Raw genomic sequence first — 22218 nt, forward strand, 5'->3', positions numbered from 1 at the left:
TGTAATCAATTCACTTAACCGGGATGACAATGACGTCGCCATAGGCTTTCCGATAATGGATTCCTTCTATATGCAGCGTCTCCGCATTGACAGGCCTGTCGAAAAGCATTGTCCGCACTTTCACCTGACTCCCGTCTTCCTGTTCTTCGTACACTTGCCGCACGGTTGTCACGAGATTGGCAGTAACGCCTTCCCCTTCAACAGTCACGCCATCAAGCATGACATCTTCGTCGGTGGCAATTGTAATCTCCAACCCGTCTGCGGTCTGCTCCACGTTCCGGACGCTCAATAACTTGCCTGCGATTTCAACCGGCTCCATTCCGGACTGCTGCAGCGGAATAGCAGCTTCCGTCTTCGCATAGCCGACAAAATCCTTCAGCACCAGTTCAAGCGTTTCAATGTTTTCCGGCAAAGTGTCATACTGGAGTTCAAATTTCCTTCCGACCAGGCCGGAACTGCTTCCGGTCCCTTGCAATTCCACCGGATGGCCATTCGCCCTCAGTTCAACACCGTATAGGGGCAGGTTGATGCGGTCGAAATTCTCCACATCCAGCTTTCCTTCAATGACCGTCGTCATCGGAGTCGCCTTGATTGTTTTGAATGTGAGCGTTCCCCGGTCCACTTGCAGCGTCTTATTAATCCGCTGTTGGATTGACGTCTGCATCGCATCGTTTGGATTATATGGAAATGAAATCTGTGCTTCGATCATGTCATTTCCTGTTGCTGGTTTCGTAAATTCCAATGTCAATGTTTTGGCAAAAGGATTGACGGGGTCAAAAGACAGCTGCCCTTTGAGCACGTGCGTCTTTTCATTGAAGATCGAGGTGCCGGCTGAAAACATGGAATCTGTGAACAGGCCCGTAATTTTCGGAAATTGGATATCCTCGTCTTCCGAGGAATTCAAAATCGTATAATACACGAGCAACTGGTTGGCATCCGACATGACGCCCTCCACAACAAACTCCGTTCCATCCTCGAGTTCAATCTTTTTGCCGATTTCCTGGCCCATACCTTCTTCATTTAATTGAGAAAGCGTGCTGCTCATCAGTTCATCAAACCCGAATATCTTTTTTCCATAATAGGCGAACGCATTGTAATGGTAACCAATCATAGACAAGAAAAACAGAGCGGCCGCTGCCATAACCCATCTCGGCACCCTGTTCCTCTTCCGGACAGGCACCGAATCAAGCGCATTCCGTAAACGCCCTTCCAGCTCTTCCGGCGCTGGAATTGCTTTCAATCGCTTCGCTTCTTCATGGAAACGCTTCTCGAATTCAATCATGGAATTCACCTCCAAATCGGTCTCTCAGCTTCTTTAGCCCTTGGAAAATCCTTGATTTTACCGTCCCAATGGAAACCTCCGTCATGTTGGCAATTGTTTCATTATCCAAATCATGAAAGTACTTCAGTTGAATCGCTTCTTTCTGAAAGTCATTCAAAGTCTCAAGCATCTGGCGGATATCCATCCGGTCCTCACTCTGTTTAAACGGATCGGTTGCCGCTTGTCCTTCTTCCCATTCTTCTACGAGGACAACTCTATTCCGCTTCTTCAACATCTGTTTGCAACGATTGACGAGAATCGTTTTGCTCCAACTATAGAAAGCATCCTCTTTCTTCAACTGCCCGACTTTTTCGTACAGGATGACAATCATCTCTTCCATGGCATCCATTGCATCATGGGAATTCCCCATATAGGTGAGCGCAAGCCGATAATAGTCGTCCTTCTGCTCCATGACGAGCTGGAGCAGCGCTTCTTTATTCCCCTTTTTCGCCTTCTTCACTAACCGAACGACGTTCACGTCCTCACCTCTCCCCTATAAGAGTCATCATACCGTGGAAAAGTTCATTTTAAATTAGGATAAATAAAAAAACGCATTCCGGTTTAATTTAGGAATGCGTTCTTAATACGAATGAATGGGGAAACACCTTCAATCAACAGCTTCCCAATCTCATGCCAGCTTAATTCGTTCTATACAATGGCACCTATTCATTCTCAGAAGCTGTAATGGATACACCACGTTCTGCAAACACTTTTTTAGCAACGGATAAAGCATTCAGAACACTTGGGAATCCTGTATACGGGATGAGATGCATGATGCAGCCCACAATCTCGTCCGGTGTCAAGCCAACGTTAAGCCCCGTCTTGATATGCATCTCGATCTGCGGCTTCCCCTGTGCCACAAGGGCTGTAATGGTTGTAAGGACCTTCTGCTTGTTATCCAAGCCGGGACGCGAGTAAATTTCTCCAAAAGCAAACTCCACAACATATTTGCTTAAATCGGGAGCAATATCTTTAAATCCTTCCCCAATGTCCATCTCGCCGGTTGGATTTTCTTCGTCTGATAATGTAAGCTCCATTAATTTCTCTAATCCTCGCTGATACCGATCTTCTGCCACTCTAATTACCTCCCTGGTATTACTCGCCACTATATTAAGTACTTAAATGTTTACCATAAATGGCGATAGTAATATCCATTGTAACAAACCTTGCAACGAATCAGCCTGTTAGTGGCAATTTAACAATGTAGGTTTCGGCAATATATTTTTTGCATACGATCGCTTTACATGGAGTGGCGAGCATAGTAGGCTTTTCGCCTGGCGAAAGAGCGGATTATTGAACTTTCGCCCTTTGCCAGACACTATGCTCGAAGAGGCTCCATGTCAAGCGACAATGAGCGATGAATATTTATCAATCTTACAAAATAAACATACTGCCATTTTGTACACACCTTGATTGCCAAATACAAATCAGCCTAATATTGTTTCTATTCTTGATTCCCGAAATCAACAGATTCATCATCAGCCAACTGCCTTAAATAGTGTGCAGTTTTTGACTTCTGTTCAGTTGAAAGTTGCGCATATAAATCAGGGTCAGCAAATTTTTTCACAATACGTGCTACTGTGTAAATTTCAGAATCTGTAGTCATTTTCATATAGTTATACTGCATTTCCACATATCCGTACAATATGTATAACGGTTCTATATAATCTGTGTCGTACTCTTCATTTTCAAAGAAGAGTGCACTGTCTCTTAGCATATCTTGAATACCATTATCCATTCCCCCTTCATAAACAGACGCTTTATTACCATTTGGGGAGGATTAATTTATCTAGGGGTAATATCGACAGCCATTGCATTCCTGCTATGGAATCGAGGTTTACAGATGTTAAATGCCTCTAGTGGCGGGCTTTACTTTTTCTTTCAACCCATCGTTGGAACATTATTAGGTTGGCTCATACTAGGTGAAACGCTTGGTATTTCCTTTTGGATCGGTTCTATTTTAATTTTTTTTGGTATCTTCATAGTTATTAAAGATGGTCAAGAAAAATTCAAACACTCCGCCGATTCTTCACTTCAGAAAACACGTAGTTCATAAACAAAGTGTCTCGACGTAAAGTTCAACGTTATGGGTTGCTGATTTACCTAAATCTCTAGGGCTGTCTAAAAAGCCGTAAAAATGAAGCAGGCGGGGAAAAATGGGATATTTTCTTCGCCTGCTTTTTGTTGTTTTCTACCTTTTTCTGAACTCCTTAACCCGGGTGCTAATCCCTACCAAAGCAAAAATTGCCCCCTACTCGACTGTTCTGTAACAATAAATATACAATGTAATTGCATTCAATAGAATGGTACCGATAAGCAGGATTGCCGGAACGGATGCGATAACGCTAACTGTATCCATAAGAGCAGACCAATCCTCAGCCTTAAGCCGTTCATAGAAACCGAAAACTGCAAAAGCAACGAAATAGAACAAGCACTCACGCCTATAAAGGAAAAGGTAACCCAATTCCAAGAACGCTTATCATGCCAAGCACAAGGCTACCAAAATTTAGCCAAGCAATCATGTCTCATTCCCCTTTTATTTTGTTTGACATCATGTGGAATTCGATCACTTCCCCTAACAAGCTCGACTGCTTTGAACTGGTAGACCACTAAAAAAAGAAATATACTACGATTTCAAAAATCGTAATTCCCACAACGAAACCGAGTACAAACAGCAACCACACCGGCATTTTGCTTTTTTTCATGTTTAATAACTAGTCCCCCTTCTACGTTATTCAACAATCCGGCCCGTCTAGGGAAAATATATTATTAATTTCTGAAAGCTAAACAATACGATAAGCATTTTCTTCACATGCTCTCTTCGTCAACGAATCGTAGCATTCCTTTTCCGACGGATATAACAGATTCCTGATTAAAAATGATACATGCTGTTCCACCGACATATTTTTCGCATTGAAACTCACCAAGAACTGTGACGTATCCCTCCTTAAAAAGATATATAAGTTCGCCATCATGTTCTTCAACAGCACTTAAATCATTATATAAGTATGCTTTAATCGGTTTATCATAAAATTTCATATAGATTGCTCACAACCTCTACAATTAACTCATGCAACAAAATGGCCCCTTTATGGGGGGAACAACAATTTGTAAATCAACTTTCCAACTACGTTTCAAATTTTTTTAATACCCTTTTTCATTTCCCCATCAAATAGGTCTTCAACAGCGCAAGCCGCTCTCTTGTCTTCAGCTTCGCTTTCACGATCTGCGGAGTTTTAGCCGCCACCGCATCCGTAGTCAAGCCGAGATTCGCCGCAATCTTTCGCGCCCGCGCCACATGATAATCGCTTGTGATGAGGGTGACAGCGCTCACGCCTTCCGGAAGCAGTTCCTTCGAATTTTTGATATTTTCATACGTCGAAGTGGACATTGGTTCCAATAAAAGCCGGTCTTCCGCAATTCCATGCTCGACAAGGTACCGCCGCATCGCTTCCGCTTCCGAAACCGCCTCGTCCGGTCCTTGCCCTCCGGAGAGGATGAACTTCACCTGCGGATGAGCCTCGCCGTAAGCGAGTGCTGCTTCCAGCCGATATCGCAATGACAAGGAAGGCACTTCCCCATTCACTTTTGCACCAAGAACGATTGCCACCTCGTTTTTTCCGTCCGCTTTCGCCTTCAGTCCCTCCCCCATCCAATATCCAGTCAGCGCCCATAGGAACAGACCCAAGGCGGCTAGCAAGAGGCCGGACCTGACCAGCCATTTCCATGATTTCATACCGACTCCCCATTTCCATATATCCTTTCCGTAACCGGACGTTCGTTGTCCGGGAAAGGTCCCCTGCCATCAAAACTCCAACGTATCGATCACATCACCGGTTTGCTTGTTGACCAATTCGACTTTCCCTTCTTTCAACGGCTCTTCTTTCGAAACATACCAAATGTACACGTCCTGCAACTGGTATGCCTCGCTAATATCTTCCGAGAGCAGCGGGTGGATGATATAAGAGTCCGCCCCCTCCATCGCCACCGCATAATCCGCAAGGGTGTCCAGCTTGACGAAGCCATAGATCAAGTTCTCCCCGTACCTGCCATATTCGTGCAAGCGCGCCAAGTTTGTTGGCGGGTCAAGGTCACTCCAAGAAATCCCCTCCGCCTTCCAACCGAACGGCGCCCGTTCCGCATAGGTAACTCCCAGACCCCCTTCTTTGACGAAGAAATAGCGCAACTCCCGGCTGAAGAAGTCGGAGTATCCCGGAATGTCTACGACATCCCCCTCCGCAGCAGCAAACGCCTTTTCCGGAGTATCATAGGATTGGAATTTTTCCAGACTCAGCCAAGCGACGCCCGCTAAAATCCCGAAGGCTATCAAGGAATAGGCAAGCACATTTGGAAACCGCTTTTGTTTAATCATCCAATGGCAAAGTCCGAAAACAGCCCCAGTGACAAGGAAAAAGATATGGAACAGCATTGATTCCGGAGAAAACAGATTGATGCTTCCATACCGCAAGTTGATGGCCAGCGTAGGAATAAAGAAAACGAGCATACAGCCTATAGGATAAAGCAAGCCTTTGAATGTATCGTATTTCGAATCAATCCAATGAATGCTTCCCATATAAATAGGTAAACAGACGAACAGGAAAGCGACTCCGCTGACCGTCAGAAGCCAAACCGTCTCTCCCATGATGGATTCTTGCATTCTGATGAAATAAGCAAGAATGTAAGCAATAAATCCGCTTAAATAAGAAAGAATCGGGGTGAGGATGTATAATGTGGTTTTCTTCATCAGTGTCCTCTCCTTACATTTCTATTATTTAACTATAGGACGGGCATGGCTTAAGTATGTTCCTACAGCAGTGATGGTTGCTTGCATCCGGACTGCTTTTGCTTGCACTCCCGAGCCCGCCGCTTGCACTGGCTTGAAGTTTAATTGCGCCCCGTCGCCGGTTTCTTGCACTTCCCAGAACTTTGCTTGCAAATCCCAAAAAACCGACCCCCAATTAGGAGCCGGAGCAAACACCGCTATTTCAATTCCTCCACCGCAATTCCCCGCTTCCGCAATAAATCCGTATAGAACGGATCGTCCCCGATCGAATACACTCGATCGCATAAATTGCCGATTTCGTCCATGTCATGGGATATGTACATAATCATCTTGCGTTCGCGTTTGGCGAGGTCGTGTAAATACGTTCCGATTTCCGTCTTCGATTTTAAATCAATGCCGACAGTCGGTTCATCCAGCAAGAGCAGGATAGGATCATGAAGCAGGCTGATCGCCATATTCAATTTCCGTTTCATCCCGCCCGACAACGAATGCACCGGCTCTTTCCAATGGGTCAGCTGCATGTCGAGACAAAGCTGTCGGCATTCTTCCGGCGATCGCCGTTTCCACGACAGTTTCTCAAAGAAGCGCATATTCTGCTCGACGGTATACTCTTCCCATACCGCGATTTCTTGCGGGACATAGCCGATTTTAGGACGGATGCCCTTTCCATTTTGATAGGGCACACCGGCAAGCGTAACCTCTCCTGCCGTTGCCGGAAGCGCGGTCGCCAAGATTTTCAGCAAGGTCGATTTCCCTGCCCCGTTTTCCCCAACGAGCCCGACGATCTCTCCCGGCTGCATTTCAAATGAAAGATCGTGCAAGACGGTCTTCTTTTTATATGTTTTATTCAACCCAATCACTTCAAGCATATGCTTTCCTCCTCTTCCCGATCCATATCGCCAGCAGTCCAGCGAGTAGAATAAGCGTAGCCGCCGGGACCGAGTCGGCCAGAAACGCTTGAACCGGGTGGACTCTTTCGAATGATCGACCCGCTTGGATCGGAATGATGGCGCCCCCCGTTACGACGAGCACCAATGCAATGGCCATGCCTCCAACATAAAATAGGAACATCTGTCGGAATAACGCGGCTAGCAAGAGCGCCAGTAAATTGACGGTGAGCCGGAAAGCGAACAGCGCCATGACACTCGGCATTTTCAGCATTCCGGGGAATATGACGTTGAAGACAATAAAACTTACAAGATCCACCACAAACAACATCGCCGTATAGACGACAAGCATGCCGACCGCGTAATACGGGAATGGCACGGACGTGAATAGCCACCTCGCTCGCATCGCCGGCCGATTTTCCTTCAACATCCAATCGAAGAGGAAAAACGTCGCGATAATGGAGAATAAAGACCAGACCCCCTGAATGCTGATCAGCTCCCGATCGGACTCTTCCTGACTCCCTGTCTCATCCGCAAACGCGAACGTCGTCTGGATCAATGCCTCTTTCTGTTGCCTTTCCTTGCTTTTTTCAATGACTTCCTCATAATTCCACTCGTCCACCATTCCTTGCTCGGCAAACAGATGCTTGACGACATAAGCCGCTTTCGAACGGGCCGCGTCCTGCTGGGCCAAAGAAGTGATAGTTTCCACCACCGCCGGATAAGCAAACGAACGGTTGGAGGAATACGCTTCAATTAACGCATTACGTTGATTGTCCAAAATGCTTTCTTCATATCCTCTGCGGATGATGAAAACACTGTCCAGTTCGTGTTGTTCCAGCTTATGGAGTGCTTCTCCCTGGTCAAGCGATTGGACATCGAACAGTTCGGTATTCCGGATTTCATCCGCCAGCTGGCCGGCCATGAGGCTCTCTTCCTCTACGACCAACGCAATCGGAACTTTCGTTTCGTCAATCCACCCGCCGACCGTCCTCACGACGAGGATGGTGGCTAGGATCGGAAAAAGCAGCCAGATAACCGACCCCTTCCACTCCTTGCGCAGCCTGAACAAGAGGACAGGCATCCAATTCGTCCTCATGCGGACCACCTCTCTTTCACGGCACTCGATAGCCAAAGTGCCGCCAATCCGACACCCGCTAACAAGACTAGGTTCGTGTAATTGGCATAATTCCGCTCTTCCAGCGCAATATCCATCATCCACTTCAGACTTTCATTGGAAAATAAAAGAGGAAGCGCCTCTTGGATGGCCTGCGGGAAATACACCGTCGGAATAAACGCCCCGCTCGCCAATAGGAGGACGACGACATATAGCGACTGCATTAACAACGCACTACGCTCGGAAGGAACCCAGACGTCGAGCAACGCAAGGCCGACAAGGAATAGCAGTGCGTAAAGAAGCACATACAGCCCTAGCCTGAAGTAATCGAGCATAAATAGTTCGTGGGGAATGTACTTCTTGACGATGAAAAACACAGCGCCCCCTGCCAAACAACCTCCTAGCAATGATAGGAGGATACGCGCAAACAGGCGTTGCCATAATGTGACACCGATCAGTCGCATGCGGGTCTGCATCGTCGCATGTTCTTCCTTGCCGGTGACGATATAAAAAACGAGCAGCCAGATTGTCAGCAAAATGAACCAGCCGGCGAGCAGATAGTATTGTGTCGGCGAAGCGGTCGCCGCATTCGTCAGCACTTCCTCATCGAGCAGTTTATTCTTCCCTAACGTATAAAGCGTGAAATCGATGAACTGTTTCAGCATGAGGTCATATCGTTCCTCTTTGGTCATGTCGGTTTGTTTCGCATATGTATTGATGGTGAGGATATTCGCTTGTGCCGTGGCAAGCAGCCGGGACATGCTTTCGACCAATTCCTTGACGACCAGACTTTCCATCGGCTGTTCCGGGTTGCCGATGATCGGCAGCGTGACGGACACCCCTGTATACAGATCAGCCGTAAACCCTTCAGGGAATGAAAAATAGGCACTGATCTCATTGTTATGGATGAATTGCTCTGCCGTTTCCCGGGGCAGCGTCACGATTTGCAGCAGCGCATCCCCGCTCGCGGTCTCTTCCAGCACTTTCGAAAATAATTGCGACTCCTTCGTCCCGTCTTCATCAACAAGTGCCACCCGGATCGCCGCCTCTTCCTCGGGTACGAGCAAGCTCGCGACAATCCGCAACGTCAGCCCAACGAGGAGGACGGGCAATAATAAAAGAAGAAGCAGGGTCGCCCACCTCTTCTTCAACTGGATCATGTATTGATTCATGAAAAATAATATCCGCTGAATGGATAGCAAACCGCTCACGCCCAATCTTTGGTTGGTTTTATACGATTCTATGGATTGCATAGATGAGACTAGTATAACAAAATGTTGCTAGGTTGAGGGGGAACGTTTAAAAGTTTGGGGGATTTGTTGAGAGGTGGGATACGTTGCGAAGTTTGGAGGAAGTGTTTCGAACTTTGATAGTAGCGTTTCAAAGCCCGAGGCGAACGTTAGGAACTTGGCAAAAAACGTTGAGAGGTTCGTAGGATACGTTGAGAGGCGGGGAAACGTTTCGAAGTTCGAGGGATTTGTTTCGAACTCTGATAGAAGCGTTTCGAAGCCCGGGGCGAACGTTGGGAACTTGGCAAGAAACGCTGCGAGGTCCAGGAAATACATTGAAAGGTGGGATAACGTTTCGAAGTTCAAGGGATTTGTTTCGAACTTTTTATAGAAGCGTTTCGAAGTCCAGAGGGAACGTTGGGAACTTGGCATGATACGTTGTAAAGTTCGGGGAAAACGTTGAGAAGTGGGAAAAACGTTTCGAAGTTGGGAAGAAACGTTTCAAAGTTAATAGGAAATATTTCGAACTATGGATGAAATGTTTTGAAGTTTGGATGAAATGTTGTGAAGTTTGGATGAAATGTTGTGAAGGAGCGTTATCGGGTTGTAAAGGAATCGTATTAAAACGCCTTGCACGCAAGAAATCGGAAAACCTAAAAAGGGGTGTCCGGAATGGACAGCCCCTTTCAAATTTACTTCTTCCCGAACTGCTGTATCCGATGCTCTGCAATCGAGACATGTACGATTTTCTGTTCTGTGTAGAAATCAAATCCATAATGTCCGCCTTCGCGGCCGATTCCAGATGATTTGGAGCCGCCGAATGGCGTTCTCAAATCGCGGACGTTTTGGGAGTTGACCCATAGCATACCGGCCTCGACTGCATGCGCCACGCGGTGGCCTTTCTTGATGTCGTTTGTCCAGACATAACCAGCCAGACCGTAGTTGATGTCGTTCGCCAATTTGATCGCTTCTTCTTCGTCTTTGAATGTCATGACCGCCATGACTGGTCCGAAGATTTCTTCCTGTGCCACGCGCATGCTATTGTCTGCGTTCAGAAGAAGTGTTGGCGCAACGAAGTTCCCTTTGGAGAATTCTTCCGGAATTTCAGCTGAGAAGATTTCACAGCCTTCTTCTTTTCCGATTTCCAAGTAGCTCTTCACTTTATTCCAATGGCCTTTATCGATCAATGCACCTACTTCTGTTTCAGGGTCTAGCGGGTCCCCGATACGGATGTTTTTGACACGCTCTTTCAACGCATCGACGAACTTGTCTTTGATCGACTCTTGTACGAATAGACGGGAGTTGGCTGTGCAGCGCTCACCGTTGAAAGAGAAAATTCCCCAAACAACTGCATCGAGTGCGCGGTCGAAATCTGCGTCTTCGAACACGATGATCGGCGATTTGCCGCCGAGTTCCATCGAGCAGCTTTTCAATGTGTCCGCACTGTTTTTGATGATCGTCGAGCCTGTTGTCGTTTCACCTGTGAAGGAAATAAGCTGGACATCTTCGTGACGTACGAGTGCGTCACCCGCTGTTTCCCCGTAACCGTGGACAACGTTGAATACACCTTTCGGCAAATCTGCTTTGTCGATGATTTCCGCCAGCAGATTCGCTGTCAACGGAGATGATTCCGCTGGTTTCAGGATAACTGTGTTCCCTGTTGCCAATGCCGGAGCGACTTTCCAAGTTTCCAGCATGAATGGCGCGTTCCATGGAGTGATCAAGCCCGCTACCCCAACCGGTTTATGGATCGTATAGTTGATGAATTCTTCATCCACTTGGTACGCATCACCGACGAGACGGGTTTTCACCATTTGTGCGTAGAAACGGAAGTTTTCTGCGGAACGGCTTACCATCGCACGCGTTTGTGCAATTGGAAGACCTGTATCCAAAGACTCCAAATATGCGATTTCCGGAAGGTGTTCATCGATCAGATCCGCGATCCGGTAGATGCATGCGAGTCTTTCCTCCAATTTCATCGTTCGCCATGGACCGTTGTCGAATGCCTCTCTTGCAGCTGCGACCGCTTTGTTGATATCTACCGCTCGGCCTTCTGCGACTTCGTTGATCTGTTCATTCGTGAACGGGTTTATATTTTTAATCGTTGCGCCGTCGACGCTTGGCACGAATTCGCCATTGATGTAAAGAAGGATGTCTTTCTGTTTCGTATGAGTCAACTCTTGTTGATCTTTTACAGAGGTCATGCGTGTTCACCTATTTTCTCTTCAGATTTTTTGGGAGGCCGGCAGCGGTTGGCACTGCCGGTTGGATATGCGGATTACTTCGCTGCGACTTCTTTTGGCAGGATGTCCAGGCTGATTAATGTTTCACGGACTTCCTCTTGCAATTCAGCAGATGGCAAACCTAGTGGCATACGCAGTTTTGGAGTCGCTTTGCCCATCATGCCAAGTGCTGCTTTAACTGGTGCCGGGTTCGTATCTTTGAACAGCACATCGTTCAACGGCATGAGTTCGTAATGAAGATCTTGCGCTTTTGCGATATCTCCCGCTTCCCAAGCATTGTACAGTTCTGCTACGCGCTTCGGCTCGACGTTCGCTGTCGCACTGATGAAGCCAGCGCCGCCGATTGCAAGCATAGGGTAGCAAAGCAATTCGATTCCGGAGAACAATAGGAAGTCACGGCCGCAATTCAATAGGACACGGTTGACGTGTTCGAAGTCTTTGTTCGATTCTTTCGCACCGATGATGTTCGGGCAAGCTTCGACAAGACGCTTCATCGTGCTCACTTCCATGTTGACCGCGGAACGGCCCGGGATGTTATAGATGATGATAGGAATATTCACGGAATCTGCAACCGTTTTGAAGTGTTGGAACAATGCTTCCTGGTTCGGCTTGTTGTAGTAAGGGACGATGACCATTGCAGCGTCTGCACCGATTTCTTCCGCATATTTCGTCAGTTCCATTGTTTCATCGTGGTTTGTAGAGCCTGTGCCTGGCGTGAAGAATACACGTCCATCGATCGTATCCTTCGCTAGTTTCATGATGCGTTTTCGTTCCTCAACTGTCATGGAGCTTGGCTCACCGCTCGTTCCAGTGACGGAAATCCCATGGCTGCCGCTTTCAATTTGCCAGTTAACAAGTTCCACAAATGTTTTTTCATCGATGGACCCGTCTTCGTTGAATGGTGTAATAACAGGGCAGATCGACCCTCTGATTTTCTTTCTTGCTTCTTCGTATGCCACTATAATCGTCTCCTCTTCTATTGAATAAGTTAAATTACAAGCCGGTTGAAATGAATTTCGTTTCCAGGAATTCACTTAGGCTGTCCGGACCGCCCTCTCGGCCAAGGCCACTTTCCTTAACGCCGCCGAATGGACCTTGGACGGATGTGATCAATGCGTCGTTCACGCCGACCATTCCATATTCCAATGCTTCCGCAACGCGGATGGAACGGCTCAGATCGTTCGTATAGAAGTAAGAAGCCAATCCATAAACGGAATCGTTCGCCTTCTCGATCGCTTCTTCTTCCGTCTTGAATGTATATACAGGTGCAAGCGGACCGAATGTCTCTTCATACGTGATGAGCATGCTCTCGTCCACATCGGAGAGGATTGTCGGTGCGTAAAAGAAGCCATTTTCATGCCCTTCCACTTTGCACTCTTCTCCTCCGGTAACGATGACAGCGCCTTTTGACACAGCATCTTGCACTTGGTTTTTCACTTTATCCAAGCTGCCTGCATTGACAACCGGACCGAACTCGGTGTTTTCCTGCAAGCCATTCCCGATGACAAGCTGTTCTACTTTCGCCTTCATTTTATCCAAGAACTGGTCTTTTATCGATTCTTGAACGTAAATGCGGTTGGTGCAAATGCAAGTTTGCCCGCTATTGCGGAACTTGCTTGCTACTGCGCCTTCGACCGCTTTATCCAGATCAGCATCCTCGAAGACGATGAACGGGGCATGGCCGCCAAGTTCCATGGACACGCCTTTCACTTGTTCCGCCGCTTGTTTTAGCAACAGCTTTCCAACTTCCGTCGATCCGGTAAATGTAATTTTCCGGATACGCGAATCTTGCATCACTGCATTGCCAATTTTGGAAGAATTCCCTGTAACGAGGTTCAACACACCTTTCGGCAATCCAGCCGCTTCCGCGATTTTGAAAAACTCGACAGCACTGCCCGGTGTTTGACTATCCGGCTTGAACACAACCGTACAACCTGCTGCCAGAGCTGGAGCAATCTTTCTTGTCACCATGGAGAGCGGGAAGTTCCAAGGTGTAATGGCCGCTACTGGTCCGACCGGCTGACGGATTGTCTGAAGGCGTTTAGATTTGATCGGCGAAGGGATGACGTCGCCGTATGTCCGTTTCGCTTCTTCCGCATTCCAAAGGACATATTCAGCCGCCGCACTCACTTCAGCGCGCGCTTCCCGAATCGGTTTGCCCATCTCTTCCGAAATCGTCCGCGCTAATTGATCGGCGTTTTCAAGCAATAAATCATAAATGCGGACAAGGTATTTACTTCGCTTCGCTGCCGGAACAGCTGCCCACTCCTTGAATGCCGCGTGTGCCGCGTCAATCGCCTTTTTCGCATCCCGATCATCCCCGTAGGAGCCTTGACCAATCGTTTCTCCCGTAGCAGGGTTTACCACATTGTAATACTCTCCTGATTCCGGCTCTGTCCATGATCCATCGATATATAGATGATGCTTCTCTAATTTTGTCACTGTTTCCATTCCTCGATCACATCCTTTACCGTTTCCATTCGATGATTATTGCTGTTCCAGTTCTTTTAAATCGCGGTACTTTCCTTGGAAAAATAATAGCGGATCTCTTTCCGTCAAGATGACGCCCGTCACATGACCGATGAAAATGGTATGATCGCCCACCACATACTGACTGTGCAATTCGCAAGTGACGTTCGCCAAAGAATCCTCGATAATCGGAAGTCCTTGATGTGTCGTGAATTTCACTTCATGCTGCTCTTCTTTCAACTGACCAGCAAATTGCATCGATTCTTTTTGCTGGTCTTCAGACAAAATGTTCACTGCAAACTTTTTGGCCTTTTGGATATGCTCGAGCATCCGGGCGTTCTCCCCGACACTGATTGCCACCAACTTCGGATTCAATGAAATCGACATGAAGGCGTTGGCTGTCATGCCGTGGACACCGTCTTCGTTTTCCGTCGTTATTACTGTCACTCCTGTTGCGAAACTTCCCATGGCATTCCGGAATAAGCGGTCATCGATTTCTTTGTCTACTTGCTGCATGATGAAAGCCCCTTTCTATTGTTTAAATATAGTAGATAAACATATAGTGAATAAAGCAGATTCAAAACTTCTCTTACATCATATACTAAATCATATATGATTTCAAATCATTTTTTCGACAATTCACTACTTTTTAAATCTGGTGTGTATATTGTTTTGCTTATACGTTCCTGCTTCGCTGAATTCATATAATTCCATTGATAATGCCAAAAAGCGCTTTGCCATCAACGGGGCGAAATGGTCCTTGATCACTTCGAACAAGGCGTCACAAGCTTCCTTTTTCACGTCCTCCGACCGCCCCGCTCCTATTTTCAACGTTGCATGGACGAACGCATCGTCTTCCGCGCCGTCCGCAACACGGTAATCGTGCAACTCAATCGCTCTGGAACGTATACCACCGATTGGAAATACCGAGCCCCTGGTAATCATCACTTCATGGATCTTCTCCAGCAGTTTCGGTATATCCGCTTCCTCTTTCAGATTATCCGTATATTCCACGATGAAATGTGGCATCCGTACCCCTCCTTACTTAATGGCGAACTGTTCATCGCCGATGATCGTATTGACAAGACGTCCGACTCCTTCGACTTCCGTCACGACGACATCGCCGACCTTCGTATCGACAGAACCTTTCGGTGTACCTGTCAAAATGATGTCATTTTCGCTCAATGTCATAAAGCTGCTCAAGTACTCGATGAGCATCGGGATATCAAAGATCATATCCGCCGTCGTTCCTTCTTGTACAAGTTCCCCATTGACATGCGTCGTCAATTTCAGATTCATCGGATCCTTCACATCTGCTGCATCTACGAACCAAGGTCCCATCACCGTGCAAGTGTCACGGTTTTTCACCCGCAAATTCGGACGATAGTAGTTTTCCAAGTAATCCCGTATCGCATAGTCATTCGCGACGCTATACCCTTTCACGTACTCATACGCGTCTTCTTTTTTCACATTGCGGGCAGTTTTTCCGATGATGACTGCCAATTCACATTCATAATGCATATACACCACATCAGCGGGACGTCGTGTAAAGGCATCATGCCCGATAAAGGTATTCGGTCCCTTGAGGAATACTAACGGTTCTTTAGGTGCCGCAAAAGCCAATTCCGCCGCATGATCCCCATAATTCAAGCCAAGTGCGAAGACGGTGCGCGGTTCAACGGGCGTCAGCCATGTCACTTCGTTCTCTTCGACTACCCGTCCATCGTCCAATTTCAAACGGCCTTCCCACTCGAGCGCCTCATGGATGGAACCGCCGTAAGCTACGCGTGCTTTTTTCATTTCAATACCTCCCATGCTTCTGTCTCTGCCACAACTGATTCTTCCACTACATCATTTTCCAAACTGCCGACCCCTTCAATTTCAATCCGGACCGAATCGCCGACCTGAACACGCGGAGCCTGTTCCGGTATACCAACGAGCAATACATCGCCTGCGCTCAGCGTCATGAAATCCGTCACATCCGCCAGCAATTTGGCGATCGGGCGGATCAAGTTCGCAGTTGTATTTTCTTGGCGCAACTCTTCATTAATAAAAACACGAACTGCCAATTGACCAGGATTTTCCACTTCGTCCCGGTCTACAATCCATGGGCCAACCGGGCAAAATCCGTCCCGTGATTTGTGCTGGACCGCCGGGCGGTAAACGCTTGCATGCGGAACGCTTACATCGTTTACAATCGTATATCCTGCGATGAATTCAAACGCTTCCGCTTCGCTCACTCGCGTCGCTTGCTTCCCGATAACCAGTCCGAGGCATGCGCCGACTTCCAGTTCAGTGATTCCTTCCGGCATCGGAATCAATCCGCCATTCCGGTTGTATGTATTGGCCGGTTTAATATAAAGGATCGGTGCAAAAGGAGGTGCCTGATACGGTTTTTCATTCACCGCGTCCCCGAGTTGTTCCAAAGCCCCTTTATAATTGAGCGCCGTTCCGAAAATCGTTCCTTTCACCGGGGTGTCCAGCAGGACTTCATTCACATGATGAGTTTTCCCTGAAGCGGAAAAAATCCCTTCCTTCACATCAGCAACCACCTCAACCAATTCGTGGACGCCGAGCAGCTTGACCTTCGCCTTACTCATTCCTCTCACTCCTTATAGTATCGAAATATATGAATCTTTCTAACTCATCTCTCTGTACATAATCATATATTATTACATATATGATATCAAGAACTTCCTTTTCTCCATTGATTTACAGTATTAGAAACCAGCTTCATCCAACAGAGGCCACTGAAAAAGTCCACTTAAGAGGGCTTATGCTAGAACTGTTGATTTCCGTTCCGAGCGGACGCTTTCCGTGGGGCGGGCGGTGAGCCTCCTCGTCGCTTCGCTTCTGCGGGGTCTCACCTGTCCCGCTAATCCCACAGGAGTCGCCGCTCTCCACTCCAATCAACGGAAATCGCTCCATATAGTGATACAATAAAAACGTAAAAACAGCGATTCATCTCCTTTCATCGAGGAATAGATCGCTGTTTTTATTGTATAATCAACGTATTAAATCCAGGTGGTGTTCCCGATGATCTCCAATCAAGAAACCCTAAATCTCAGTCCATATATGGCTATTTACGATATCGTTGTCCCCAAAGATAATATGCTGCGTCAAATTAATGAACTTGTTGATTTCACATTCATTCTCGAGGAGTTGAAAAGTAAATATTGCTTGGATAATGGCCGCAACGCGGTGCCTCCGATTCGCATGTTTAAATATCTGCTGCTGAAGTCAATCTTCGATCTTTCGGATGTGGATGTAGTTGAACGTTCGAAATATGATATGTCCTTTAAATATTTCTTGGACATGGCTCCAGAAGATCCCGTGATTAATTCAAGTTCATTAACGAAATTCCGTAAACTTCGTCTTCAAGATGTAGGTTTAGTAGACATGCTTATTAATAAAACAGTTGAGATCGCACTGGAAGAAAATCTGATCAAAAGTAAAACCATCATCGTGGACGCGACGCATACAAAATCTCGATACAACCAAAAGTCACCCAAGGAATTTTTAATGGAGAAATCCAAAAATGTACGAAAAGCGGTCTATCAAATCGATGAGTCCATGAAAGAGAAATTCCCGCCTAAAACCACTTCTAACGAAGTGACAGATGAAATTGCCTACTGTCGGAAGGTCATCTCCGTCGTTGAAGGCGAAGTTCACATTGCCCGAATTCCAGCTGTCCAGGAAAAATTAAATGTGTTAAAAGAAGTAGTCGAAGATTATACAGAACAGCTTAATTACTCAACAGATCCAGACGCACGTGTCGGTCATAAAACGGCTGACTCCTCTTTCTTCGGCTATAAAACACATATCGCAATGAGCGATGAGCGACTCATTACCGCCGCAATTGTGACGACTGGTGAAAAAAGCGACGGTAAATATCTACAAGAATTGATTGAAAAAAGCCAAAAAACGGGTATGGAGATTGAAACGGTAATCGGAGATACCGCTTATTCGGAAAAAGATAATATCCTCTACACAAAAGAAAATGAGCTTGAATTGATATCGAAATTAAATCCCCAAATTACACATGGTGGCCGCACGAAAGAAGATGAATTTGAATTCAATAAGGATGCCGGAATGTATGTGTGTAAAGCTGGTCATTTGGCTATTCGCAAAGCGCGGACAGGCAAGAAAAACCAAGGAAAGAACCAAAAGCACACTTACTATTTTGACATTGAAAAATGTAAGGTATGTCCACTCCGCGAGGGCTGTTATAAAGAGGGGGCCAAGAGTAAAACGTATTCCATCTCGATAAAATCGACAGAACACAAGGAGCAGGAAGCGTTTCAAAATAGCGATGGGTTTAAGATGAAAGCCAAATCCCGCTATAAGATCGAAGCGAAGAATAGTGAATTAAAACAAAGACACGGGTACGATGTAGCCACATCCACGGGTCTATTTGGCATGCAGATGCAGGGAGCCATGACCATTTTCGCTGTTAATCTCAAACGAATCATAACCTTAATGAAAGAAGCAAAGTAAGAAAAACCAAAGAAAAAGACACCATTTCGTTCGAAAAAATGAACGAGATGGTGTCTTTTTAGATTTCGGGGTACCTTGCAAATTAAACGTGAGTTTTTCAGTGGCCTCATCCAACAAGGTGGGGTCTCCTGTAAAAAGTTAAAACGGAATTCACACAAGGTGAACCCCGTTTAAAATGTCAACTTACCAGCCACGATTAACGCTTTGATGAGGAACATCATTTCATAGCCCGTCTCCGGATCACGCAGATTCCTGCCAAGCAACGTTTCGACTTTTTCAATTCGATAGCGCAAGCCGCTCATGGACAAGGCCAGCTCCCGCATCGTTTTTTCCAAATTTCCGCCGTTCAATAGAAACACATACATCGTCCGGAGCAATTCCTCATCCTTCTCTTCATCACTTTCGTAAATGGGCGACAGCAACTGCCTTCCTTTTTGCTCCACTGCGCTGTGATCCAATGAATGGATAAGCATTCCGATTACCCCGAGATTCTCAAAAGCCACGATGGACTGCTCCCGATTTCCAATTTTCAAAGCTGTAACCGCTTCGTCAAAACGTCCTCTTACGTCATCCATACTGATGCCTTCCGTACTGACGCCGATGCGAAGCGATTGACGCGGATCCTTTTTCCGCAAATGTTCGAGCAGCTTCCTGCAAAAGGACAGAATTCCTTGGTCTTCTTCTGCCAAATCCGTTTGTACGAGCAGGACGGCATATCCTTTTTGTTGACCGGCTAGTAAGCCCGGTTTTCGATTTTTAAAGAAATGGACGGTTTCTTCGACAATCTGTTCATTTAGGAAGAGCTTTTCGCCCGCTCCTTGCTGTTCCAGCGCAATGATATAGTACGGTTTTTGCAAATCAAGCTGGAAATGGCTTCCCCTTTTGCGGATTTCCTCTATAGAACTGATTTCCCCATTCAAGATTTGATCCAAAAAATGCCCTTTCACCCGTTCTTCCGCTTCGAAATTCACTTTTTCATTCAATAGCAAAAGCGAGCAGACCGTCACGGTCCGTTCCAAAATCATCCGATCGATGTCAGATGGAGATTCCTCGTCCAGTCCGTAAAGAAAAGAGCAATATCCATAAATCTTTTTTTGCAAATAAATCGGCGCCATCAGACGGATGAATCCTTCTGTCTGAAACTGCACTGTCTGCTTTGGTCGAAAAGACTGCCGTTCCTGAACGTACTTCTGGAACTCTTCCCTCATCTGCCTATGGTCGCTTTCCGAAATCCCGGCTGAAGTAATCCGGTGAAAATGGATATCTTCTATTAAAATCGGCTTTTTGATAATGTCCACAATGACCTTGGTAATCGACTCCAAGTCATTGCCATCAATTACCTCTTCGGCCAACTTCGTATGGATGAGTGCCACTTTGGCTAAATGATCGCGCTCTTCCCGGAGTTGCTCATAGGTCTGTTCAAGCTCATGTATGATTGCATCATTTTCATAATATCGCTGTTCCGCGTCCGCTTCCCCGCCCCATTGTTCGAGCGACTTTCCGATGTATCGGCATTCGGAATCCCCTATCCCCCGGCACGCCACTTCTTTGAAGATAATTGTCTGATTACATATAGTGGAATAAAATCCGCTTGCGTAGCCGATCAGCGTGTGACAGACGGGTTCACTTTCCAATCCGAACAAGCGCAAGGACTCTTCCGCCTCGTAGGAATGACACCAGATTCCGCTTACGGTGACGGACTCCACTGCTCCGCCATCCGTTTTCACTATTTCCAATTCAGTCGTCTTGGTAGAGGTGTAGCCTTTCAACATATGGTAATGAGGACCTTGCCGGAGCGCGTCTTCAATCGAGTCATGCGGTTCGGCGAGCACTTTCGCGGCATCCGTCGCTCCGAGGTTCCAGCCGTAGCGCAGCAAGAACCCTTTCATCCGTTCCGTTCCCAAGTTTTCAATCAAATCTTTCCGGAGTGTCCCGAAAACGGCAGCGGAGGTGAGCAAAATGCGCTCACCTTCCAGCTCGATCACTCCATTTTTCTCTTGTAGAGCAGGCTGCCGATCTGTCATCAAACGGGCCCCCTTTACTCAATCATTTTAGGTGAGCATTCACCCATGTATCATTTGTCCATCCATTCAAATCATAATCGCTCATCGCCTCATCCACAAATGATTTATAAATTGCGGACTGGCCGGTTTGATCAGCAACCTTCAATGTTTCCAGGCGGATATTTTCCTGATTGCCTGCGTAGTTCATTTCGTAAAGTTCGTTGCGTCCGCCGAATTCGGTGCCGATCGCGTCCCAAATCAGTTTCATCAATTTGACCCGCTCCTCTGCTCCGACGCCAGATCCTTTGTAATATTGCTCCAAGTAGGGACGGAGGTTCGGATTAGCGAAATCTTTCGCACTCGATGGCAGTTGGATCAATCCGCCCGCGACGACCGTTTCGAAGATTTCCTTCACTTGCGGCCAGACCGTCGGAGCAAGTACACGATACGCAGTGGAGTATTGGCTGTTCGGCAAGACGACGCCATTCAACCCTTGTTCCGGCTCGGATGCCATCGCAGTGGAAAGTCCCCAGAACGTGTTCCGCCAAGCGATGACTTGCCCGATATTCGCCTGTACTCCGCGGAAGCCTTTCGTTCCCGACATTTCCGTCGCTTTCATCAACAGCCCCGCCATGAAATCAAGCTTCACCGCAAAACGGGTACATCCGTGAAGCGTATAGCGGTTCATCCAACCTGTCTTTCCTCTGAACCCATTGGCGATTTCCACATTTCGGTAGGCAAATACATTTTCCCATGGAACGAAGACATTATCGAGGACGATGACCGCGTCGTTTTCATCAAAGCGGCTGGATAACGGATAATCAAAAGGCGTTCCGTTCATCGCCGCTGTTAATTCATAAGATTGTCGGCTTATAATTTTCAATCCCGGTGCGTTCATTTCCACAAAGAAGATGAGCGCATGGTCCAGATCGTCTTCGACCATATCGACCGGCGAGTAGTTAGCGACAAAGTTGTAATTCGTGATTGCCGCGGATGTTCCAACCATCTTGGCACCGCTTACAATGATGCCATCATCCCGCTCTTTCACAACCCGGACGAAGACGTCTTTATTTTCATGGAGCGGCTTCGAGCGGTCCATTTGCGGATTGATGATCGTATGGTTACAGAACGGTACTTCGGTCATCGTTTTTTCATACCACCGTCGAGCATTGTCTTCGAATCCTTTATAAAATTCCGCGTAAGGTCCGAGATGCCCTGTGAAAGCCGCTTTGTAGTCGGGCGTTCTTCCCATGAAACCATAACTGAGTTTGGACCATTCCGCAATCGCATCACGCGCTTCCAATAACTCCGCCGCACTTTCAGACGCTTTGAAGAATTTCTGGGTACGAATCCCTTCCTTCGTCGTGGTCGTCAAAATTTTGGAAGACTCCTTGTCATGCAGCGCATCATAGAGGCGCGACATCGACCGGACCGAGTTTTGATACGCCGGATGCGTCGTCACATCATCGATCTCTTCCCCGTTCAAAAACACTTTGCGCCCGTCGCGCAAGCTTTCCATATAATCTTTTCCATCCATCATCCGCTTGCCGCTTTTCATATTTGTCATCGTTGTCATAGTATCCGCTCCTTCAATTTATCATTATTTTCTATCATCTTATACACTATAGTAAAGATTTCTAAAGCTTCTGTATACAACAATAATTGTCGG

Annotated in this window: 22 protein-coding genes; 3 read left to right on the forward strand and 19 right to left on the reverse strand. The window is 46.9% G+C overall.

The features are described from left to right. Window positions 1-10 precede the first annotated feature (10 nt). From OXB_RS17025 to OXB_RS17040, 4 genes are all read right to left on the reverse strand, one after another. A complete protein-coding gene (locus tag OXB_RS17025; RefSeq protein WP_041075799.1) occupies window positions 11-1282 on the reverse strand; it encodes a DUF4179 domain-containing protein in 1272 nt (423 codons plus the stop codon). Further along, complete coding sequence (locus OXB_RS17030; protein WP_041075801.1) at window positions 1275-1799, reverse strand: sigma-70 family RNA polymerase sigma factor; 525 nt, start codon at window positions 1797-1799, stop codon at window positions 1275-1277. Before OXB_RS17030 ends, OXB_RS17025 begins: the two co-directional genes overlap by 8 nt. A gap of 184 nt (window positions 1800-1983) precedes the next feature. Beyond that, window positions 1984-2397: a carboxymuconolactone decarboxylase family protein gene (locus OXB_RS17035; RefSeq protein WP_041075803.1), complete on the reverse strand. Its 414-nt coding sequence runs from the start codon at window positions 2395-2397 to the stop codon at window positions 1984-1986. A gap of 368 nt (window positions 2398-2765) precedes the next feature. Then, entirely contained in the window at window positions 2766-3059 is a 294-nt protein-coding gene (locus OXB_RS17040) for a hypothetical protein (protein ID WP_041075804.1), read from the reverse strand. Between OXB_RS17040 and OXB_RS17045 the strand changes: the two genes are divergently transcribed. Beyond that, complete coding sequence (locus OXB_RS17045; protein ID WP_442852915.1) at window positions 3039-3377, forward strand: DMT family transporter; 339 nt, start codon at window positions 3039-3041, stop codon at window positions 3375-3377. The two genes, OXB_RS17040 and OXB_RS17045, sit on opposite strands and share 21 nt — an antisense overlap. A 752-nt stretch (window positions 3378-4129) precedes the next feature. Here the strand turns inward: OXB_RS17045 and OXB_RS17050 are convergent. From OXB_RS17050 to OXB_RS17080, 6 genes are all read right to left on the reverse strand, one after another. Further along, window positions 4130-4360 (reverse strand): hypothetical protein, encoded by a 231-nt coding sequence (locus tag OXB_RS17050; RefSeq protein WP_041075806.1) that lies wholly within the window; start codon window positions 4358-4360, stop codon window positions 4130-4132. Between the two features lie 118 nt (window positions 4361-4478). Then, on the reverse strand, window positions 4479-5057 hold the full coding sequence (locus OXB_RS17055; protein ID WP_041075808.1) for a YdcF family protein: 579 nt from the start codon (window positions 5055-5057) through the stop codon (window positions 4479-4481). 69 nt (window positions 5058-5126) lie between these two features. Beyond that, window positions 5127-6065 (reverse strand): hypothetical protein, encoded by a 939-nt coding sequence (locus OXB_RS17060; RefSeq protein WP_041075810.1) that lies wholly within the window; start codon window positions 6063-6065, stop codon window positions 5127-5129. 236 nt (window positions 6066-6301) lie between these two features. Continuing rightward, the gene (locus OXB_RS17070; protein ID WP_041075814.1) at window positions 6302-6973 is read right to left on the reverse strand and encodes an ABC transporter ATP-binding protein; all 672 of its coding nucleotides are present in this window, start codon (window positions 6971-6973) and stop codon (window positions 6302-6304) included. Further along, complete coding sequence (locus OXB_RS17075) at window positions 6966-8090, reverse strand: ABC transporter permease (protein WP_041075816.1); 1125 nt, start codon at window positions 8088-8090, stop codon at window positions 6966-6968. The genes OXB_RS17070 and OXB_RS17075 overlap by 8 nt, the downstream gene beginning before the upstream one ends. Next, window positions 8087-9280, reverse strand: a complete 1194-nt coding sequence (locus OXB_RS17080) for an ABC transporter permease (protein WP_158333771.1) — start codon at window positions 9278-9280, stop codon at window positions 8087-8089. Before OXB_RS17080 ends, OXB_RS17075 begins: the two co-directional genes overlap by 4 nt. 154 nt (window positions 9281-9434) lie before the next feature. Here OXB_RS17080 and OXB_RS17085 point away from each other — a divergent pair, with 154 nt between their 5' ends. Beyond that, the gene (locus OXB_RS17085) at window positions 9435-9728 is read left to right on the forward strand and encodes a hypothetical protein (RefSeq protein ID WP_041075818.1); all 294 of its coding nucleotides are present in this window, start codon (window positions 9435-9437) and stop codon (window positions 9726-9728) included. Window positions 9729-10029: 301 nt separating this feature from the next. Here OXB_RS17085 and hpaE read toward each other — a convergent pair whose 3' ends face one another. The 7 genes from hpaE to OXB_RS17120 form a co-directional block, all read right to left on the reverse strand. After that, window positions 10030-11541: a 5-carboxymethyl-2-hydroxymuconate semialdehyde dehydrogenase gene (gene hpaE, locus OXB_RS17090; RefSeq protein ID WP_052484128.1), complete on the reverse strand. Its 1512-nt coding sequence runs from the start codon at window positions 11539-11541 to the stop codon at window positions 10030-10032. Between the two features lie 74 nt (window positions 11542-11615). Then, entirely contained in the window at window positions 11616-12539 is a 924-nt protein-coding gene (hpaI, locus tag OXB_RS17095; protein WP_041075820.1) for a 2,4-dihydroxyhept-2-ene-1,7-dioic acid aldolase, read from the reverse strand. Between the two features lie 34 nt (window positions 12540-12573). Then, entirely contained in the window at window positions 12574-14031 is a 1458-nt protein-coding gene (locus OXB_RS17100; protein ID WP_041075822.1) for an NAD-dependent succinate-semialdehyde dehydrogenase, read from the reverse strand. 36 nt (window positions 14032-14067) lie between these two features. Then, window positions 14068-14565, reverse strand: coding sequence for a flavin reductase family protein (locus OXB_RS17105; protein WP_442852880.1), 498 nt, complete (start codon window positions 14563-14565; stop codon window positions 14068-14070). A 126-nt stretch (window positions 14566-14691) separates the two neighbouring features. Continuing rightward, the gene (locus OXB_RS17110) at window positions 14692-15078 is read right to left on the reverse strand and encodes a 5-carboxymethyl-2-hydroxymuconate Delta-isomerase (protein WP_041075824.1); all 387 of its coding nucleotides are present in this window, start codon (window positions 15076-15078) and stop codon (window positions 14692-14694) included. A 12-nt stretch (window positions 15079-15090) separates the two neighbouring features. Then, window positions 15091-15849: a fumarylacetoacetate hydrolase family protein gene (locus tag OXB_RS17115; protein ID WP_041075826.1), complete on the reverse strand. Its 759-nt coding sequence runs from the start codon at window positions 15847-15849 to the stop codon at window positions 15091-15093. Then, window positions 15846-16649 (reverse strand): fumarylacetoacetate hydrolase family protein, encoded by an 804-nt coding sequence (locus OXB_RS17120; protein ID WP_041075828.1) that lies wholly within the window; start codon window positions 16647-16649, stop codon window positions 15846-15848. The genes OXB_RS17115 and OXB_RS17120 overlap by 4 nt, the downstream gene beginning before the upstream one ends. 436 nt (window positions 16650-17085) lie before the next feature. Here OXB_RS17120 and OXB_RS17125 point away from each other — a divergent pair, with 436 nt between their 5' ends. Continuing rightward, complete coding sequence (locus OXB_RS17125; protein ID WP_041075830.1) at window positions 17086-18546, forward strand: IS1182 family transposase; 1461 nt, start codon at window positions 17086-17088, stop codon at window positions 18544-18546. A 170-nt stretch (window positions 18547-18716) separates the two neighbouring features. On the opposite strand, the gene OXB_RS17130 is transcribed toward OXB_RS17125, so the two are convergent. Further along, complete coding sequence (locus OXB_RS17130) at window positions 18717-20570, reverse strand: XylR N-terminal domain-containing protein (RefSeq protein ID WP_041075831.1); 1854 nt, start codon at window positions 20568-20570, stop codon at window positions 18717-18719. 22 nt (window positions 20571-20592) lie between these two features. Continuing rightward, window positions 20593-22089: a 4-hydroxyphenylacetate 3-hydroxylase family protein gene (locus OXB_RS17135; protein WP_041077069.1), complete on the reverse strand. Its 1497-nt coding sequence runs from the start codon at window positions 22087-22089 to the stop codon at window positions 20593-20595. Window positions 22090-22218: the final 129 nt, after the last annotated feature.

It is taken from the genome of Bacillus sp. OxB-1, from assembly GCF_000829195.1.
In the GTDB taxonomy this organism is placed as follows: Bacteria; Bacillota; Bacilli; order Bacillales_A; family Planococcaceae; genus Sporosarcina.

Bases quoted from the DNA above. Each gene is read 5' to 3' on its own strand.
- OXB_RS17125 (WP_041075830.1), top strand. From the start codon at position 17,086: ATGATCTCCAATCAAGAAACCCTAAATCTCAGTCCATATATGGCTATT.
- OXB_RS17115 (WP_041075826.1), bottom strand. From the start codon at position 15,849: ATGAAAAAAGCACGCGTAGCTTACGGCGGTTCCATCCATGAGGCGCTC.
- OXB_RS17055 (WP_041075808.1), bottom strand. From the start codon at position 5,057: ATGAAATCATGGAAATGGCTGGTCAGGTCCGGCCTCTTGCTAGCCGCC.
- hpaE (WP_052484128.1), bottom strand. From the start codon at position 11,541: ATGACCTCTGTAAAAGATCAACAAGAGTTGACTCATACGAAACAGAAA.
- OXB_RS17050 (WP_041075806.1), bottom strand. From the start codon at position 4,360: ATGAAATTTTATGATAAACCGATTAAAGCATACTTATATAATGATTTA.
- OXB_RS17080 (WP_158333771.1), bottom strand. From the start codon at position 9,280: ATGAATCAATACATGATCCAGTTGAAGAAGAGGTGGGCGACCCTGCTT.
- OXB_RS17100 (WP_041075822.1), bottom strand. From the start codon at position 14,031: ATGGAAACAGTGACAAAATTAGAGAAGCATCATCTATATATCGATGGA.
- OXB_RS17110 (WP_041075824.1), bottom strand. From the start codon at position 15,078: ATGCCACATTTCATCGTGGAATATACGGATAATCTGAAAGAGGAAGCG.
- OXB_RS17120 (WP_041075828.1), bottom strand. From the start codon at position 16,649: ATGAGTAAGGCGAAGGTCAAGCTGCTCGGCGTCCACGAATTGGTTGAG.
- OXB_RS17040 (WP_041075804.1), bottom strand. From the start codon at position 3,059: ATGGATAATGGTATTCAAGATATGCTAAGAGACAGTGCACTCTTCTTT.
- OXB_RS17130 (WP_041075831.1), bottom strand. From the start codon at position 20,570: ATGACAGATCGGCAGCCTGCTCTACAAGAGAAAAATGGAGTGATCGAG.
- OXB_RS17070 (WP_041075814.1), bottom strand. From the start codon at position 6,973: ATGCTTGAAGTGATTGGGTTGAATAAAACATATAAAAAGAAGACCGTC.
- OXB_RS17025 (WP_041075799.1), bottom strand. From the start codon at position 1,282: ATGATTGAATTCGAGAAGCGTTTCCATGAAGAAGCGAAGCGATTGAAA.
- OXB_RS17075 (WP_041075816.1), bottom strand. From the start codon at position 8,090: ATGAGGACGAATTGGATGCCTGTCCTCTTGTTCAGGCTGCGCAAGGAG.
- OXB_RS17135 (WP_041077069.1), bottom strand. From the start codon at position 22,089: ATGATGGATGGAAAAGATTATATGGAAAGCTTGCGCGACGGGCGCAAA.
- OXB_RS17060 (WP_041075810.1), bottom strand. From the start codon at position 6,065: ATGAAGAAAACCACATTATACATCCTCACCCCGATTCTTTCTTATTTA.
- OXB_RS17105 (WP_442852880.1), bottom strand. From the start codon at position 14,565: ATGCAGCAAGTAGACAAAGAAATCGATGACCGCTTATTCCGGAATGCC.